Annotated in this window: 10 protein-coding genes and 1 tRNA gene; 8 read left to right on the plus strand and 3 right to left on the minus strand. The window is 60.0% G+C overall.

Annotation, left to right across the window (positions count from 1 at the left end):
- Positions 1 to 232: 232 nt before the first annotated feature.
- Positions 233 to 322: transfer RNA gene (locus tag AC4P1R_RS14685), tRNA-Ser, on the plus strand.
- Positions 323 to 640: 318 nt separating this feature from the next.
- Positions 641 to 5,350, plus strand: a complete 4,710-nt coding sequence (locus AC4P1R_RS14690; RefSeq protein WP_492177137.1) for a DUF3320 domain-containing protein — start codon at positions 641 to 643, stop codon at positions 5,348 to 5,350.
- 110 nt (positions 5,351 to 5,460) lie between these two features.
- On the opposite strand, the gene AC4P1R_RS14695 is transcribed toward AC4P1R_RS14690, so the two are convergent.
- Positions 5,461 to 6,300 carry a PAN domain-containing protein gene (locus tag AC4P1R_RS14695; RefSeq protein ID WP_492177138.1) on the minus strand — a complete coding sequence of 280 codons (840 nt, stop codon included), beginning with the start codon at positions 6,298 to 6,300 and terminating at the stop codon, positions 5,461 to 5,463.
- Between the two features lie 247 nt (positions 6,301 to 6,547).
- Between AC4P1R_RS14695 and AC4P1R_RS14700 the strand changes: the two genes are divergently transcribed.
- Complete coding sequence (locus AC4P1R_RS14700) at positions 6,548 to 10,021, plus strand: DUF3427 domain-containing protein (protein ID WP_492177139.1); 3,474 nt, start codon at positions 6,548 to 6,550, stop codon at positions 10,019 to 10,021.
- A gap of 263 nt (positions 10,022 to 10,284) precedes the next feature.
- Positions 10,285 to 11,907 (plus strand): ribosomal protection-like ABC-F family protein, encoded by a 1,623-nt coding sequence (gene abc-f, locus AC4P1R_RS14705; RefSeq protein ID WP_492177140.1) that lies wholly within the window; start codon positions 10,285 to 10,287, stop codon positions 11,905 to 11,907.
- 231 nt (positions 11,908 to 12,138) lie between these two features.
- Here the strand turns inward: abc-f and AC4P1R_RS14710 are convergent, their stop codons facing one another.
- Together AC4P1R_RS14710 and AC4P1R_RS14715 are read right to left on the minus strand one after the other, a co-directional pair.
- The gene (locus AC4P1R_RS14710) at positions 12,139 to 12,921 is read right to left on the minus strand and encodes a DUF429 domain-containing protein (RefSeq protein WP_492177141.1); all 783 of its coding nucleotides are present in this window, start codon (positions 12,919 to 12,921) and stop codon (positions 12,139 to 12,141) included.
- Positions 12,922 to 12,949: 28 nt separating this feature from the next.
- A complete protein-coding gene (locus AC4P1R_RS14715; RefSeq protein ID WP_069458772.1) occupies positions 12,950 to 13,459 on the minus strand; it encodes a hypothetical protein in 510 nt (169 codons plus the stop codon).
- 236 nt (positions 13,460 to 13,695) lie between these two features.
- On the opposite strand from AC4P1R_RS14715, the gene AC4P1R_RS14720 reads away from it, so the two are divergent.
- The 4 genes from AC4P1R_RS14720 (at position 13,696) to rlmN (ending at position 17,774) form a co-directional block, all read left to right on the plus strand.
- Positions 13,696 to 13,851: a hypothetical protein gene (locus tag AC4P1R_RS14720; protein ID WP_165614717.1), complete on the plus strand. Its 156-nt coding sequence runs from the start codon at positions 13,696 to 13,698 to the stop codon at positions 13,849 to 13,851.
- A gap of 120 nt (positions 13,852 to 13,971) precedes the next feature.
- Complete coding sequence (locus AC4P1R_RS14725) at positions 13,972 to 14,193, plus strand: KTSC domain-containing protein (protein ID WP_225192063.1); 222 nt, start codon at positions 13,972 to 13,974, stop codon at positions 14,191 to 14,193.
- A gap of 307 nt (positions 14,194 to 14,500) precedes the next feature.
- Positions 14,501 to 16,327, plus strand: a complete 1,827-nt coding sequence (gene typA / locus AC4P1R_RS14730) for a translational GTPase TypA (RefSeq protein WP_492177143.1) — start codon at positions 14,501 to 14,503, stop codon at positions 16,325 to 16,327.
- 271 nt (positions 16,328 to 16,598) lie between these two features.
- Positions 16,599 to 17,774, plus strand: coding sequence for a dual-specificity RNA methyltransferase RlmN (gene rlmN, locus AC4P1R_RS14735; protein ID WP_165614719.1), 1,176 nt, complete (start codon positions 16,599 to 16,601; stop codon positions 17,772 to 17,774).
- Positions 17,775 to 17,951: the final 177 nt, after the last annotated feature.

A 17,951-nucleotide genomic window follows, 5' to 3' on the forward strand; every position in this document is an offset into this window, starting at 1 on the left:
TCGGGAAACCCTCGTTTCGGGAAAACCCTGACCTCCGCCAGTGAACGGGCACAAGCCCATTTTCGCTGCAGTGCGGGCAGGCCACACCACTTCACGGCGCGGATTACGGGAGTCGCCCACCCTTGTCAAGGCGAAAGCCATGATCCCGCAGATATTCTTCTTTTCGCCCCTTGCAAGCCGCCGAACTTGCCGCTATGTACCGCCCGCGCTTCCAAGCGCCAACCGGCCCCGCGGAGAGGTGGCAGAGTGGTTGAATGCACCGCACTCGAAATGCGGCATGGGTGCAAGCCCATCGGGGGTTCGAATCCCCCCCTCTCCGCCATCGCTAAGCTATGAAAATTCTACCCGTCTTCCCGTTTAGTGTCAGCCGCTTGGCAAACTTTGCCATGCGCCAATTGTGAAGCATCGTAAGGGTGCCTCGGCCTGAAGTTCGTAGCTTCATGGGTGGTCGTCACTCAGATTTGCGACCGATCCTATCAGATCGGTGCGCGCTGGCAATTTATCTGGACAATGCCGAACGGACCTTTGGGTGCAATCACGCTGTGCATAAACCAAAATTTCACGTGGAATACATGCGATCTTCGGTCGATAAATGAAGCGAGGCTTACCTTTACAGAGAATGCCGAAAGAGCGTGTGGCCATGAACTTCAATCAGAACATTTCTCTTTTGCAGGTGTTGGCAAACGCACGGCGAAAGCTACTAGAGACTGGCACGCGCAATCGTCTGGTGCATGTCAATCGGGCCAATGCGCGGTCGAACAGCCTCAACATTGTCAATGAGCAGTCAGAAGATGTTTATTGCATCCTCCGGATCGCGGGTCGTCGGATGCGCTTCAAGGCGATGGGGAAGGATCGGCTGACCTCCGAGGAGGGTGAGGGTCCGCGGCTCGCCGATTACCGGCCAGACGGCGAGGTTACGGAGGACAGAGTTCGGGACGACTTTCTCGAAACCCCTCTCGGCCCGGAGGCGCTTGCTCGCCGGGTTCTCCGAATGGCAAAGGATTCCCGCACCGCAGAGGAGGAGCAAGGGCTAAACATCCTGTTCCTGGCGCTCGGTTTTCTTCGATGGAAGGAAAGCCCGTCCTCTGAAATCTTGCGGGAAGCGCCACTAATATTGCTGCCCGTAGACTTCGTTCGAAATGAACGAACATCGACCTATGATCTCAAGGTCCGCGAAGACGACGTCGCCACAAACCTACCACTCAAGGAGCGCCTTAGGCAGGATTTCGGCATTGTGCTGCCGGAGATCGAAGAAAGCGATGACTGGTCGCCATCGAGCTACTTTGACAGTGTCGCCGAAGCCATCTCCGGACAGACTGAGTGGTCGCTAGATCGCGACGGCATGCAACTCGGCTTCTTCTCGTTTGCTAAGTTGCTGATGCATCACGATCTGGAACTCGAAAACTGGCCGGAAGGGACCTTTGAGAATCACAACCTACTGAATGGCTTGCTGCTCTATGGGTTCGAGTATGAAGAGCCGATCTTCCCGGATGATGCCAAGCTAGACGAACATCTGGATCCTGCGGATATCATACAAGTGGTGGACGCGGATGCCTCGCAGACCAAGGTGATTGAAGAGGTACGCAGGGGCGCCGATCTGGTTGTGCAAGGTCCTCCCGGGACGGGAAAATCGCAAACAATCACAAACATACTCGCCGCAGCCGCACATGACGGGAAAACAGTGCTCTTCGTCGCCGAGAAGATGGCGGCACTATCCGTCGTTCACGATCGCCTGGTGAAGTGCGGCCTTCGGGATATCTGCCTTGAGCTCCATTCCCGCACGGCGAACAAGAAGGCCGTGGTTCAGGAGTTGGGTCGCACGCTTGCCGCAAGTGGACGAGCCCTGCCCGGAGTTTCAGATCCTGCGAGGCTGCGTGAAGTCCGGGACGAGCTGAATACCATTGCGGGGCTGCTCCATGCTCCCATCAATGAAGCCGGAGACACTGCATTTGACGCAGTCTCCGAGATCATTCGGTTCATGAACGCCGGCGCCCGGCCACCTTCAATCCCGCTTCAGGGATTAGATAAGCTTGGACGCCAGGACCGGGATCGTGGCCGGCAAGCCTTGGTGAAGCTGGCCCAAGCACTGGAGGAAGCGGGGCCGCCCGAAAAGCATCCCTTCAAAGGCGTGAAGGCGCTCGGTCTTCAGCCGATGGACCTTGCGCGACTTGAGTCAGAGATCAACGGTGTCGTGGAGGCAATCGACGAGCTCCTTTCGGAGAGTCGCCGCATCGCAGATGCAGTATCGACCCTGTCTCCCACAACGCTTGCCACCGTCGAAAGACTGAGCGGTGGATTGCGCGCTTTGATCGACGCCCCGAAGGACATCCCACGAGATATCGAAGGGCTCTTCGAACTCGCAGACGAGCCGCGCCTGTATGAAGCCTTGACTGTTGGAGCCGTCTGGCAGGAAGCACACCAAGTGGCGCAGCGGTCATTCTCTGCGGCAGCTTGGAGCATAGACAGCACGACCATTCGCCAAGCGATCGTTGCCGGAAAGACTTCGATCTTCCAGCGTTGGTTTGGCCCCTACAAACGCGCGTCGGCCGAACTGGCAAGTGTCCTGACAGGGGCGTTGCCCAATGACGCCAGCGGAAGGCTCGCGTTGATCGATGACCTTATTGGCGTCCAGCAGAAACGAGCACAGCTCACCTCTGAGGAGCCTTGGCTTCAAGCAAACCTGAAGGAGCACTGGCGCGGAGAAAGAACACCTTTTCGGGACCTTGCCAGCCTGTGCGAATGGCTTTCCGCAATCCGAACCGCGGGGGCGTTCCAGCAGGCAACGCAAGTTACCAGTGCGCTCGGGAAACTTGGAAACCCAGTCGAAACCGGCAACGCACTGCTTTCGAGGTCCAGTCGCCTGCGCGAGTCGATCAGCGCGATCTTGAATCGGTTGGCGTTAGATCTCGACGTCGCTGGCTTTGAAGCGGATGTCGAGAAACTCTCCCTGCCAGAGCTAAAAGCGGTGTTGCTTCGCATGGCAAACGATCTTTCCAGCTATGCCAGCTGGGTGGCTCTCCAACGGGCGATTGAATCCGGTAAGGCCGCTGGCGCCGAGCCGGTCGTGGAAAGAGTTCTGAAACGCCAGCTCAGCGCCGATCAATCGACAAGTGAGTATTTCTATGCATGCGCAGAAGCTCGTTGGACGGAGGCTCGGCGCAAACACCCGATGATCGAGCGCCTTCGAGACATGGACCGTCATGAGCTGGTGGCGGAATTCGGCGAGCTAGAGCGAAATCGAATTCTCGACGCCCGCAAGCTTGTCCGGTTGAAACACAGTGAAAGCGTTCCGAGGGGAACTGCCGGCGAAATGGGTATCGTTCGGGGCGAGATCGGACGGAAAAAAGGCCACAAGTCCATTCGCTGGCTGATGAAGAATGCGGGCTCTATGGTTCAGCGTATCAAACCTGTCATGCTGATGAGCCCTATCTCGGTAGCACAGTATCTTCCAGCTGGAGCGATCGAGTTTGATCTATTGGTGATCGATGAAGCCTCCCAGGTCAGGCCCGAAGATGCGCTCGGGTGTATTGTGCGCGCAAAACAGGTCGTCGTCGTCGGAGACCAGAAGCAGCTACCGCCGACGTCATTCTTCGACCGCATGGTCGACGATGGAGAGAACGACACAGAGGAAGATGATGGCGCACCAGCTTACGCCGCGGATATGGAGAGCATCCTCACGCTGTTCGAATCGCGAGGGGTCAATCAACGCATGCTCTCCTGGCACTACCGCTCGCGGGACCCGTCGCTCATCCGTGTTTCCAACGCTGAATTCTATGATGACGGCCTGGTGCTGCCCCCTTCACCACTGCAGCTTGACGACAACTACGGTCTGAAGCTGAGGCGAGTAGCCGGGATCTATGCACCGAAGAACAGCGGCCTCGGCAGGGCTGGGACGAACAGGATCGAAGCGGAGGAGATCGCGAAGGCAGTAGCCCTTCACGCCAGAAACCACCCGTCCTTGTCTTTGGGGGTGGTGGCGTTCTCGAAAGCCCAGTCCGACATGATCACAGAGGTGCTGGAGAACGCCCGACGAAAGGATACGATTCTTGACCGCTTCCTCCAAACGGGGAGAACCGAAGACTTCTTCGTGAAGAACATTGAAAACGTTCAAGGTGACGAACGCGATGTGATCATGATCTCAGTCGGCTACGGTCCTCAGGTTGCCGGGGGGCGGCTGACCAGCATGGCGTTCGGACCTATCAACGGCGAAGGTGGGGGGCGACGATTGAACGTTCTGTTCAGCCGCGCACGCACGCGGTGTGAAGTGTTCGCATCCTTCGACCCGGCAGATATCGATCCCAGTCGCTCCAGTCGCGACGGCCTGAGGATCCTCAAACGGTTCCTGGATTTTGCCAAGACCGGGATAATGGCGGAACACCTCGCAACGGGCCTCGAGGCTGATAGCCCGTTCGAGGAAGATGTTGCGAACGTCATTCGTTCGCTCGGCTTCGAGCCCGATCCTCAGGTTGGTTCGTCCGGATTCAGAATCGACATCGGCGTGCGTCATGCTGATCGACCAGCGCAATACATCCTCGCCGTCGAATGTGACGGTGCAGCCTACCACTCGGCTCTATGGGCCAGAGAACGTGACCGCTTGCGACAAGAGGTCCTGGAAAGCCTCGGCTGGCGCTTCCATCGCATATGGAGCACGGACTGGTTTCATCGACGTGACCGTGAAATCGGTCGATTGCGCGACGCATTGATCCATGCAAAGTCCGTTTCAGAGGATGGGTTCGGTGCCGCCAGCGCCACTGATGTCGAACTCGATCTTGCGGGGGATGAGCCGTCAGACGAGGTCGTGCAGTACACTGATATCTCTCTGGACCACCTGACCCTGACCGCAGAGCCATATGTGAAGGCGGAGCTTGCGGCCAATTCCAGCGCTGAGCCCCACGACGCACCGATTTCACTGCTATCCAGGCTGGTTGGCGAAATTGTTGAGATAGAGGGCCCATTGCACGTGGAGGAAGTTGCCCGACGAATATCCTCTGCCTTCGGCAAGAGCCGGACGGGAAGCCGGATCCAAGCGGCCACAGAGCAGGCAGTCGCCCACGCTATGAGACAAAATGCCGAGTTACGTAGGCGCGATGGGTTCGTGTTCACTCAGCAGCAACAACAGAATCCTCCCATCCGAGACAGATCCGGAGTGGATGGAACATTGTTGAGGGCTGAGTTCTTGCCGCCAATGGAGATCACCGCAGCGGCGGAGCTGATCCTTCAAGAAAGTGGTGAGATGCGCAAGGACGAGCATGTTCGCTCGGTGGCCAATCTTCTTGGCTACCAGCGCCTCGGACCAGATCTGGCTCGCGTGATTGGGGACGTGATCGCCGATACTGTCGACGCCAGTTAACGTTGAATTTACGCACTCGAAACGCGGCATAGGTGCAAGCACATCGGGAGTTCGAATCCCCCTCTCCGCCAGAACCGTTGCCGGCTTTCTTCCAGCGCTGGTCATCTTTCTCAATTCAAGCTGATGATTTTCGTCGGCGCGAAGCTCTGGAATTTCTTGATGCCGCTGATCATCCCTTTACCGAATGCCGGCGACCCGATTGTGCCCTTCAGCCAGCATTCCTTCTTCGCTCGAATGTAAGTGAATGCCACGCAGCGCCTATCGTCGACGCAAGCAAGCCGACAGTCGAGCGGCGTTTTCGCAGCTTTGATGGGATAACGCGAGAGATCGCCGCCTGGCAGATCAACATCATCGAAGAGAGCGCTCTGCGGATCGATCGTGCCTAGCGTGAAAGCCGGCGGATCGGCTTCTGCTCCACTGAGGAACCGACCAGAGAAAGCAACGCTGTTGCCGTCCGCGCGGCCGGCACTGGATTTGAGGAAGCAGTTGGGGCCTCTTTTGATCCTGGGGTTAGTGTTGAACGTGAATGCCTTGCACTGGCCGTTCATAAGAAGACAGTTTTGTGCGCACTCTCCTGCACCCGTTACGCGGATCGTTGACAGGTCGTCGCCAAACAGATCGAGGCCGGCGTAGACCGCGACCCGGTTGGGCTGCTTTGTAAACTCTTCGATTGGAGATGGATTGGCTTGGGGCTGTGCGACTGCGGAAGGTAGGGCCGGCTCACTCGATGTTGTGGACTCGGAACTCGAACTGCTGGTCCCATTTGGTGATCGATCAGCCTTGGTGGCGATTGTGGCGGTTGAGTCGACCAGATGCTCAGCAGGCTCGCCGCTTCTCCGATTAAGTTTGTAGCGCTCGATCTCCTCCGGGGTGAAGACGTGCATTTGATCAGGAGGCGTCTTGAACATCACGCTCATCACGTCCACCGGCGTGTCGAAGCGGTTCAGCACGTCGAGGATGTCGGAGACATCACCTCCCTGCTTAGGGGAGGTTGAACTACTGGTTCAGGTGGATCTTCCCGTTTTCCCATCGTCGCGAAAGGCCCGAATGCGCAAAGACAGTCCGGCAGACTCGGCGCGCAAATAATCATTGTGTGGAAAAGTATCTGCCGCCCTGGGCGTCATAAGTTGTGCGGCCCATAGTTGTAGCATGATTCAATGCCCGTTCTGTACTGCCGAATTAAGTCGCATCGCTTACATGGACGATCATGTGATCGCGCTGTGGGACGCCTTCCCCGTCTCGCCGGGGCACCTCCTCGTCGTCCCCCGCAGGCACGCAGAGACATGGGATGATCTCTCCACGGAGGAAAAACAGGCGGTCTGGCAGAGCGTCGATTGGGCAAAGCTAGAGATCGACCGCAAGCATCAGCCTGATGGATACAATGTCGGCTTCAATCTAGGCGAGGCTGCAGGGCAAACGGTCTTTCACTTCCACTTGCACATCATACCGCGTTACCGCGGCGATGTTGATGATCCGAGAGGCGGCGTTAGGCACGTGGTGCCACACAAGGCCAATTACCTGATCAAAGAAGTGAACAGCACGGACGAGGTGAAGCGCCTCGTAACGGGTGGAAGTGACCACTTTCTACCTCACCTAATCTTGCACATGGACCAGGCAAACGCCTGCGACATAGCCGTGGCATTCCTGTTGGACAGTGGCGCGAGACTTATTGTCGAGCACCTTAAGGACTTTCTCGCCCGTGGTGGGCGGGCCCGGATTCTCGTCGGAGATTACCTGGACGTGACCGAGCCGATGGCGTTGCGCCGATTGGCCGATCTCGACGGTGACCTGACGCTCCAGGTCTTTGAAGCCCTCTCGCAAGGCTTTCACCTAAAGACGTACATCTTCCTTTCGGACAGGGAAGGCGTCGCCTTCGTCGGTAGCTCCAACCTGTCAGAGGCTGCGCTCACCACCTCTATTGAATGGAACTACAAGGTCATCTCCAGTCACGATAAATCGGCCTTTTCCCAGATCACCAGTGGTTTCGAAGACTTGTTCAATTCGTATAGCGCCGTGCCCGTCACGCCGGAGTGGATCGACCGCTACGAGAACCGCAGGAACCCACACGGCTTTAAGGATGCGGGCGTAGAATACGAGCCTCCTCTGCCGGTCCCAGAACCACACACCATCCAGCAACAGGCCCTCTTAGCCCTCGAGCGGACACGGCAGGACGGATACGCAGCGGGGCTCGTGGTTCTCGCTACAGGTCTCGGCAAAACCTGGCTGGCAGCTTTCGACAGTGATCGTATTGAATATCGCCGAATTCTGTTCGTTGCCCATCGTGAGGAAATCCTGAATCAGGCCATCGCGACATTCCGGCGCGTGCGGCCAACCGCGCGGATGGGCAGATTGTCGGGCGATCACAAGAACACAGACGCCGAACTGCTCTTCGCCTCTGTTCAGACACTCGGCAAGGCAGAGCAGATCAAGCAGTTTCGTCCCGACGCATTCGACTACATCGTCATCGATGAGTTTCACCATGCCGCAGCGGGCACCTATCGACGGATCATCGATTACTTCGAGCCCAATTTTCTTCTCGGTCTCACGGCGACGCCCGAACGGAGCGATGGAGCCGATCTTCTTCGCTTATGCCAGGAGAACCTGGTTTTCCAGGCCGGCATTCATCTCGGTATCGAGGGCGGACATCTGTGCCCTTTCCACTATTTCGGCGTCCCTGATGATGTTGACTACCGAAACATTCCTTGGCGTAGCGCGAAGTTCGACCTCACGGAACTTACCGCGGCCGTTGCCACAGAAGCCCGCGCGGAAAATGCTCTCGAACAGTTACGACTACGGGGCGGGAAAAAGTGCATCGGTTTCTGCTGCTCTCAGACGCATGCCGATTTCATGGCGAGCTTTTTCAACCAGCGTGGGGTGCGAGCGGTTGCAGTCCATTCGGGTAGCAACTCGGCGCCACGAGCCACGTCCCTGGAAAGACTGGAGGCAGGAGAGCTCGACGTCGTCTTCGCCGTTGACATGTTCAACGAAGGTGTCGATGTCCCAAGCATCGACACGGTATTGATGTTGCGGCCGACCGAATCGACCATCATTTGGCTTCAACAGCTCGGCCGTGGACTCCGAAGGTCTGTGAACAAGGACCGCCTCGTCGTTATCGACTACATCGGCAACCATCGCATCTTCCTGACCAAGCTTCGTGCAATCGCCTCTCTCGCCAACGTCGATGCTTCATCCAGCGGTCATATCCGCGAGCTTCTGGAACGGTTGCAGGCTGATCAGATCGCCCTACCGGCAGCCTGCGAAGTGACCTATGACCTGGCTGCGGTCGATATCCTGCAGCGGTTAATGAAGCCAACGAGCACGGAGAATGCACTCGAGGATTTCTGTCGAGACTTCCTGGAGCGGCACGGCGTCCGCCCCACGGCATCGGAGGTTTTCCATGCAGGAATCAATCCAAGAAGTAGCAGCGAACACTCATGGCTTGGCTTCTTGGAACGCATACGCGGGTTGGACGATCTGGAGCGTGCGACCTGGTCGGAGCACGCGGACCTCTTCCGGGAAATGGAAAAGACTGAACTGACAAGGAGCTACAAGCTCGTGACGCTTTTGGCGCTGTTCGACGAAGACATGATACAGGACCTATGCACTGTTGATAAAATTGTGGATCGCATCGCCAGGCTTGCCTCTCGCATCCACAAGCTTGAGCAGGATTTTTCAGTCGATCTCGCAGATCAAAGAGCCCTTAAAGGGCTGCTGCTCAAATTTCCGATTGACGTGCTGTTGAAGTTGCGTGACAGCAAGGGCAATCCCTACTTCCTTTTGGACGAAGGTTGGTTCGGCTTTGCAAAACCGCCGCGAGACAGAGCAACGTTCGGCCAACTCCTACGAGAAATCCTGGATTGGCGCCTCGCGCAATATCTGAGCAGAAGCGGTAGTCGCGACGAACCGTTGGATGCGGTCTGTCGAGTTGCGCGGAACATGAGTGGGCAACCCATTTTGTTTCTCCCAACGACGCCCGGCGCAAGCCAGCTCCCGCAAGGTCCGCTGGAGATTGTCGTCAACGATCAGCCAATGCAGGCGACAGTCGCAAAGATTGCAATAAATGTTGTTCGAAAAGAAGCCGACCCGACCAACAAGTTGCCTGAAATTCTCTTTGGATGGTTCGGCGAAGACGCGGGGTTGCCCGGCAAAGGCCACCGCGTACGGCTTCGCGCCCAAGATGATGTCTGGCGGATGGAGCCGATGGGCGCGCAGAGCCAAGCACAGGCCGGCCTTCGCCTTTGGGAGCGGTATTCACGCGAAGTCATTGCTCCGGCCTTTGGCCTGACATTCGATCAAGCCACATGGAATGCCGGCTTCGTGTCGAAGCCACCTCATATCTTCCTGCTTGTAACTTTGGAGAAGCAGGGGATGATGGATGAGCACCGCTACACCGATCACTTCATCTCGGCTAAGGAATTCTCCTGGCAAAGCCAGAACAGAACGCGGCAAGACTCGAAGCATGGCGAGATGATCCGCGCCCATCGAGCGCTGGGCCTTCATGTCCACTTATTGGTCCGCAAGACCAAGAAGATCGGACCGAAGCCGGCACCTTTTATCTATTGTGGTGAGGTGGATTTCAAAGATTGGACGGGCGAGACACCGATAACTGTGACATGGCAACTACGGGTTGCAATGCCTCCCTCTATTCTGTCACAATTTAATGGACCTTAAGTTTGAAAATGCGGCTCGTTGCTGGTTCGGCGCGCGTACATCAACATGAAAGGGAAGCGCTCTAATTGGACTAACTGGAAGCCGAGTCCATCGCCGCTCCGAAGGTAAGCGTGACGGGTGGGCGTTTTCCAGGAAACGCACGACCTCACGTCGACCATACAGTTCTCGCTAGCTTCGATCGCAATACGGACACCCCCGCCCGCGTGACAGCCGCCCCCGTCCATGCCATAGGGGTGCCCGCAACCAACCAGGCCGGCTTCCCCATGATCCGTATCGATAATATCAGCAAGTCCAACAGCCACCGCATCCTCTACATCGAAGCCTCGGCAGCGTTGAACCGTGGCGAGAAGATCGGTCTCGTCGGCCCGAACGGGGCGGGAAAGACGACGCTCTTTCGGATGATCACCGGCGAGGAACTGCCCGACGAGGGGCAGGTCTCGGTCGAAAAGGGCATGACGATCGGCTATTTCGATCAGGACGTCGGCGAGATGAGCGGACGCTCGGCCGTCGCCGAGGTGATGGAAGGGGCGGGACCGGTGAGCGCGGTGGCGGCGGAACTGCGTTTGCTCGAGGCGGCGATGTCGGATCCGGACCGCGTGGATGAAATGGATCAGATCATCGAGCGCTATGGCGAGGTGCAGGCGCGCTACGAGGAGCTCGATGGCTATGCGCTGGAGGGGCGTGCCCGCGAGGTTCTGGCGGGCTTAAGCTTCAGCCAGGAGATGATGGACGGCGACGTCGCCAAGCTTTCGGGCGGCTGGAAGATGCGCGTGGCGCTCGCCCGCATCCTCCTGATGCGCCCGGATGTCATGCTGCTCGACGAGCCGAGCAACCACCTCGATCTCGAAAGCCTGATCTGGCTGGAAGATTTCCTGAAAATCTATGACGGCGCGCTGCTGATGACCTCGCATGATCGCGAGTTCATGAACCGGATCGTCACCAAGATCATCGAGATCGATGGCGGCGCGCTGACGACCTATTCCGGCGATTACGGCTTCTATGAAGAACAGCGGGCGCTGAACGAGAGGCAACAGCAGGCGCAGTTCGAGCGCCAGCAGGCGATGCTCGCCAAGGAGATCAAGTTCATCGAGCGCTTCAAGGCCCGTGCCTCGCACGCCTCGCAGGTTCAAAGCCGGGTGAAGAAGCTTGAGAAGATCGACCGCGTCGAGCCGCCGCGCCGGCGCCAGACCGTCGCCTTCGAGTTCCTGCCGGCGCCGCGCTCCGGCGAAGACGTCGTCAACCTCAAGAACATCCACAAGGCCTATGGCAGCCGGACGATCTATGACGGGCTCGACTTCATGGTGCGCCGGCGCGAACGCTGGTGCATCATGGGCATCAACGGCGCCGGCAAGTCGACCCTCTTGAAGCTCGTCACCGGCACCACTACGCCGGACAAGGGCAGCGTGGCGCTCGGCGCCAGCGTCAAGCTCGGCTATTTCGCCCAGCACTCCATGGACCTGCTCGACGGCGACAGCACCATACTGCAATGGCTGGAGGAACGCTTTCCCAAGGTGGGCCAGGCGCCGCTCCGGGCGCTTGCCGGCTGTTTCGGCTTTTCCGGCGATGACGTCGAGAAGCGCTGCCGGGTGCTCTCCGGCGGCGAGAAGGCGCGGCTGGTGATGGCCGCAATGCTGTTCGACCCGCCGAACTTCCTCGTCCTCGACGAGCCGACCAACCACCTCGATCTCGATACGAAGGAAATGCTGATCAAGGCGCTCTCGGCCTACGAGGGCACCATGCTGTTCGTCTCGCACGATCGCCGTTTCCTGTCGGCGCTTTCCAATCGGGTGCTGGAGCTCACACCGGAGGGCATCCAGCAATATGGCGGCGGCTATGCCGAATATGTCGAGCGCACCGGACAGGAGGCGCCGGGCCTGCGCGGGTGACGGGCTGCACCTGCACGATCTGCGTCAGCGGAACAGCGCCGGCGTCCCCTTTGAGACGCTTGAGGACTCCGCCATACGCGTCGGTTTGGCCGATGCTCTTTTCGCCAAATGCACGCGTTGAGTTCCAAATTCGCGGAGATTTGGCAGACAAAGACCTTTGTTTCTCACAGAAGGATGTCAAATCACGTTGACTCTCAAAATGTCGGCTTTGCGACGGACAAACTGTGTTGGCTAGCCGGCCCGGACCAATGGCCGGCTGCACAATTGAGCCGCCCTGTTCTCCGCCAGCGCCCGCCGCGCCCAATCCGCCCAAAGGGCCGCCGGCGGCAGCCAGAACCAGCCGCCGGCCTCGTCGCCCACCACCTCCGCCTTGCCGGCCGCGGCACAGGCCGCCGTCAACAGGCAGATCCAGGCCGCCCGCCTTTCATGGTCGCGCTCGTCCGTCACCCTCTCGAGCACGCGCCCGTCGTTCCAGCCGATGAACTTCAGCAGCTCCGCGAACACACCGCTCTCAAGCGCATGATCGTAGAGCCAGTCGAACTTCTTGCGCTTCGCCGCCTTCGACAGGGCAAAGCGCTCGTCCGCGATGAGAACGCCGAGAAAGGCATTCGGAAAGGCTTCGATGATCGCGGCGCCGGGGATCACGGATGGGCCGACCGGCGCTGCGGCGGCGAGGTGGGCGACCTGCGCGGCCGTCTCGGCGGCGGCTTTTCTTAAAGGCCGGCCGTAGCCGTGATGGCTGAGGCCGGGTTTGCAGCGCATCTGGAAGGCGCCGCGGATGAAGAGGCGCTCGCAGAGGCGGGCGAGATCGTCGGGAGCGCCCGGCGGCGTCAGCGGGCCGTCGATGGCGATCACTGAGAATGTCGTCGCGGGCGGGATCTTCTGCTTTCGGCGCTCCCAATCCGAGTGGGTCTTCGCGGCGTCCACCGCGCCGGCAAGGCTCCAGGCGATGCCGGTGGTCGGCCGCGATTGTGAAAAGCCGACGTCGATGCCGAGCAGGCTGTCGAAGCTCATGTCTTTCCCTCGGTTGCCGCCGCGTTTGTCACGCCCCCGCATTCTCCCGCAGCCACCGTTCCAAGCCCGCGATCACCGCCAGACGCAGGCTTGCATTCCAATTGAGCGCGCGGGCGAGCGCCCGCCCGTCGGAGGCAAAGCCGATCTCGTTCATCACGTCTTCCGGGGTAATTTTCCGTCGCGCCATAATCGCCCGGATTTCCCGGATCGCCGCGGGAAGCAGGTAGCGGCCGCTGGCGATCGGCGCATGGTCTGCTCGTGCGCCCTCCGAGCGCGATCCGGCCGCGGCCGTGCTTTCGGGAAGGGCGCCGGTGGCGCCGAGCCAGGCGAGGAAGGCGTCGCGTTCGCCGTCCGTCGCCTTCGTCCAGGACTTCTTGAGCTTGTCGAGCCGGCTTCGCTCCGGCTTCAGCCCGGCTAGCACGAGGGCCTTGCGGAGCGAGGGAAGCCGGCCGGCGAGGAGCGCGTCGTGAACGTCCGGAAACTCGGCCTTCAGCCGCCTGAGGTCGTCGTCGTCACGCTTCTTCGCCATTCTCGCCATTCTCGCCTTCCGATCGGGATATTTGGGGCACGCTCTATTCAGGCGCGCCAAAGCCGCTGTAGCATTTGGACGGCTGCATGTCTTTGTTCTTGGGGGCATGGGGGGTTCTTGCATCGGGATCGATGAGGAGACATGAGGGGCGGCCCAAGTTCTGCCCCTCAAGCTCTGCACAAGTCAGCCTGCCTAGGATCGCGTCCGATGAGCCGCAATGGGCGCGGCCGAGAAGGAGACGATGGATGTCCAACGACGTGGAACAGTATAGCGACCCGCAGGAAGCGATGATCGCCCAGTTCCTCATGATCAATGATGGCGACGACCTGACGGATATCCTCGTTGCCGCACTCGAAGACGCCTTCCGGATCCTCGACGAAGAATTCCAGACGCTGCATTGAGCGCCCGGGAGGCGGGCGCTCGGCCGACAAGGCAACGCCGGGCTGTGCCATCTGTATAAAAGGCAGTGCGTTTGTTATAGAATGGAAAGCGACTTCTGGACGCCAATCGGGAGGACGCTGATGCCTATAGTCAAATCATCCGCGGTCCTGGACTCTTCCGCCATCCACGACGTCGCCTATGACGTGCGGACTCGCACCTTGACCATCTGGCTCCTCGGCAATCGCCGCCCTTATCACTACCTGGATGTGCCGCTGGAGGTTTACGAGGAACTGGTGCATGCGGAATCTGCCGGCCACTTTTTCAACGAGCACATCCGCCACCATTACAAGTACATGCATTGAGGGCCCAGCGTCGCAGCGGTCTGTTCTGCGGACCGTCCTCGGCGTCTTCCCGCATGCCCGTGTTACGGTAGGCCAATCATCCAGCGCGTGCGGCACGCGCCTTCCATGAGGCCGATCCGCAGTGTCCCGGCTGAGCCGCGGCGCATGACGCTCGATCCGGGGGCCGTTGCGTGAGCGCGACGCTTTGCGCAGTCCTGCCCTGCGAGCCGGCCCCCTTTCGCGATCGCGAAAAAACCTGTATGAGCGCGGCAACTGAAAAGCGGCGCCCGCCTTGTCGCGCGTGCCTGAGACACTTCCGAGAGAAAAAATGAGCATTCGCAACATCGCGATCATCGCGCACGTCGACCATGGAAAGACCACGCTCGTCGACGAACTCCTGAAACAGTCGGGCTCGTTCCGCGAGAACCAGCGCGTCGCCGAACGCGTGATGGATTCCAACGATCTCGAAAAGGAACGCGGCATCACCATCCTCGCCAAGGCGACCTCGGTCGAGTGGAAGGGCACGCGCATCAACATCGTCGACACCCCCGGCCACGCCGACTTCGGCGGCGAGGTCGAGCGCATCCTGTCGATGGTCGACGGTGCCATCGTGCTGGTCGATGCCTCCGAGGGCCCGATGCCGCAGACGAAGTTCGTGGTTGGCAAGGCCTTGAAGGTCGGCCTGAAGCCGATCGTCGCGATCAACAAGATCGACCGTCCGGACGGCCGCCACGAGGAAGTCATCAACGAAGTCTTCGACCTCTTCGCCGCGCTCGATGCGACCGACGAGCAGCTCGATTTCCCGATCCTCTACGGTTCGGGTCGTGACGGCTGGATGAACATCAATCCCGAAGGTCCGAAGGACCAGGGAATGGGACCGCTGCTCGACCTGGTGCTGAACCATGTTCCCGAGCCCACCGTGGGCGAAGGGCCGTTCCGGATGATCGGCACGATCCTCGAGGCCAATCCCTTCCTCGGCCGCATCATCACCGGCCGCGTCCACTCCGGCTCCGTCAAGCCGAACCAGGCGGTCAAGGTCCTCGGCCAGGATGGCAAGCTGCTCGAAACCGGGCGTATTTCGAAGATCCTCGCCTTCCGCGGCATCGAGCGTCAGCCGATCGAGGAAGCCCATGCCGGCGACATCGTCGCCATCGCCGGCCTCACCAAGGGCACCGTCGCCGACACCTTCTGCGATCCTTCCGTGGCCGAGGCGCTGACCGCCCAGCCGATCGATCCGCCGACCGTCACCATGTCCTTCATCGTCAACGATTCGCCGCTCGCCGGCACCGAGGGCGACAAGGTGACCTCGCGCGTCATCCGCGACCGCCTGTTCAAGGAAGCGGAGGGCAATGTCGCCCTGAAGATCGAAGAGTCGTCGGAAAAGGACTCCTTCTTCGTCTCCGGCCGCGGCGAACTGCAGCTCGCGGTGCTGATCGAGACGATGCGCCGCGAAGGCTTCGAGCTCGCCGTTTCGCGTCCGCGCGTCGTCATGCACAAGGACGAGAGCGGCCAATTGCTGGAGCCGGTCGAGGAAGTCGTCATCGACGTCGACGAGGAATATTCCGGCGTCGTCGTGCAGAAGATGTCGGAGCGCAAGGCCGAGATGGTCGAGCTTCGTCCGTCCGGCGGCAACCGCGTCCGCCTCGTCTTCTTCGCCCCGACCCGTGGCCTGATCGGCTACCAGTCGGAGCTTTTGACCGACACCCGCGGCACGGCGATCATGAACCGCCTGTTCCACGACTATCAGCCCTACAAGGGCGAGATCGGCGGCCGCGTCAACGGCGTGCTGCTTTCGAACGAAGCCGGCGAGGCGGTCGCCTATGCGCTCTTCAACCTCGAAGACCGCGGCCCGATGGTGATCGAGCCCGGCGAGAAGGTCTATGAGGGCATGATCATCGGCATTCACACCCGCGACAACGACCTCGAGGTCAATGTCTTGAAGGGCAAGAAGCTCACCAACATGCGCGCCGCCGGCAAGGACGAGGCCGTGCGGCTGACGCCGCCGATCAAGATGACGCTGGAGCGGGCGCTCTCCTGGATCCAGGACGACGAACTGGTGGAAGTGACGCCGAAGTCGATCCGGCTCCGCAAGCTGCATCTCGACCCGCACGAGCGCAAGCGCTTCGAAAAGGCCCGCACCGCCGGCGCGGCGTAAGGATCGGACGAAGGGGCGCGGCAGCCGCCCCTTCAGCCGTGAAAGCCTGCTCATGGTGACTCGCGGCCGAAAGAATGCTAAAGCGCCTCGCAAATTCGGAGCCCCGCGCCTCTTGAGCGCGCATTGAGGCTCGCCAGATTTCAACTTGCGCATCGGGGCTGGAACCGGGATCGTTCCCGGACGGCCCTTGGCTTTACGACAGGACATCACGCGCATGCCGGCCACGGAGACCTTGAACAGGGACAGCGTCAAGACGCCTGAAGTCGGCGCCATGCCGCGGACGGAGAAGCCGTCGCTGATCGGCATCTCGCGAGAGGACATGGCGAAGGCGCTCACCGAGAAGGGCGTGCCGGAACGGCAGGTCAAGATGCGGGTGAGCCAGCTCTGGCACTGGCTCTATGTGCGCGGCGTCTCCGACTTCGACCAGATGTCGAATGTCTCCAAGGACATGCGCGAAATGCTGAAGGAGCATTTCACCATCGCGAGGCCGGAGATCGTCGAGGAGCAGGTTTCGGGCGACGGCACGCGCAAATGGCTCTTACGCTTCCCGCCGCGCGGCGCCGGTCGGCCGGTGGAGATCGAAACCGTCTATATTCCCGAGGAAGGCCGCGGTACGCTCTGCATATCGAGCCAGGTCGGCTGCACGCTCACCTGCTCCTTCTGTCACACCGGCACGCAGAAGCTGGTGCGCAACCTGACGGCCGAGGAAATCCTCTCGCAGCTGCTGCTTGCCCGAGACCGGCTCGGCGATTTCCCGGAGCGCGACACGCCGCAGGGCGCGATCGTGCCGGCCGAAGGCCGCAAGATCACCAATATCGTCATGATGGGCATGGGCGAGCCGCTCTATAATTTCGACCACGTCAAGACGGCGCTGCTGATCGCCTCGGACGGCGACGGCCTGTCGCTGTCGAAGCGCCGCATCACGCTCTCGACCTCCGGCATCGTGCCGGAAATCTACCGCACCGGCGAGGAGATCGGCGTGATGCTGGCGATCTCGCTGCATGCCGTCAACGACGAGCTGCGCGACATGCTGGTGCCGATCAACAAGAAATATCCGCTGAAGCAGCTGATGGAGGCCTGCCGCGCCTATCCGGGGCTTTCGAATGCCCGCCGCATCACCTTCGAATATGTGATGCTGAAGGACGTCAATGACAGCCTGGAAGACGCCAAGGAGCTGGTGAAGCTCCTGAAGGGCATTCCGGCGAAGATCAATCTCATCCCCTTCAATCCCTGGCCGGGCACCAATTACCAGTGCTCGGACTGGGAGCAGATCGAGAAATTCGCCGACTTCATCAACCAGGCCGGCTACGCCTCGCCGATCCGCACCCCGCGCGGCCGCGACATCCTCGCCGCCTGCGGCCAGCTCAAGTCGGAATCCGAGCGCATGCGCAAGGTCGACCGCCTTGCCTTCGAGGCGATGATGATCGCCAATCACGGCGAGGATTGAGTGGCGGTGCCAGGCAGCGATTGCCGGCGCCTTTCCAATATCGGAACAGAAGCGACGAGCCGAACCCGTCTGAGGCGAATGCGGATGAATGGGTGTACAATCAAGAAGTTTGATGGGTGAAGCTGTTTCCGTCGATTGATCCGGTCCTTCCGCTCTCCTAAGAAACGGCCCAGGTCA

The organism is Sinorhizobium sp. Y406 (assembly GCF_058732025.1).

Coding starts and splice junctions, on each gene's coding strand:
- AC4P1R_RS14690 (WP_492177137.1), top strand. CDS start 641: ATGAACTTCAATCAGAACATTTCTCTTTTGCAGGTGTTGGCAAACGCA.
- AC4P1R_RS14700 (WP_492177139.1), top strand. CDS start 6,548: ATGGACGATCATGTGATCGCGCTGTGGGACGCCTTCCCCGTCTCGCCG.
- abc-f (WP_492177140.1), top strand. CDS start 10,285: ATGATCCGTATCGATAATATCAGCAAGTCCAACAGCCACCGCATCCTC.
- AC4P1R_RS14710 (WP_492177141.1), bottom strand. CDS start 12,921: ATGAGCTTCGACAGCCTGCTCGGCATCGACGTCGGCTTTTCACAATCG.
- AC4P1R_RS14715 (WP_069458772.1), bottom strand. CDS start 13,459: ATGGCGAGAATGGCGAAGAAGCGTGACGACGACGACCTCAGGCGGCTG.
- AC4P1R_RS14720 (WP_165614717.1), top strand. CDS start 13,696: ATGTCCAACGACGTGGAACAGTATAGCGACCCGCAGGAAGCGATGATC.
- AC4P1R_RS14725 (WP_225192063.1), top strand. CDS start 13,972: ATGCCTATAGTCAAATCATCCGCGGTCCTGGACTCTTCCGCCATCCAC.
- typA (WP_492177143.1), top strand. CDS start 14,501: ATGAGCATTCGCAACATCGCGATCATCGCGCACGTCGACCATGGAAAG.
- rlmN (WP_165614719.1), top strand. CDS start 16,599: ATGCCGCGGACGGAGAAGCCGTCGCTGATCGGCATCTCGCGAGAGGAC.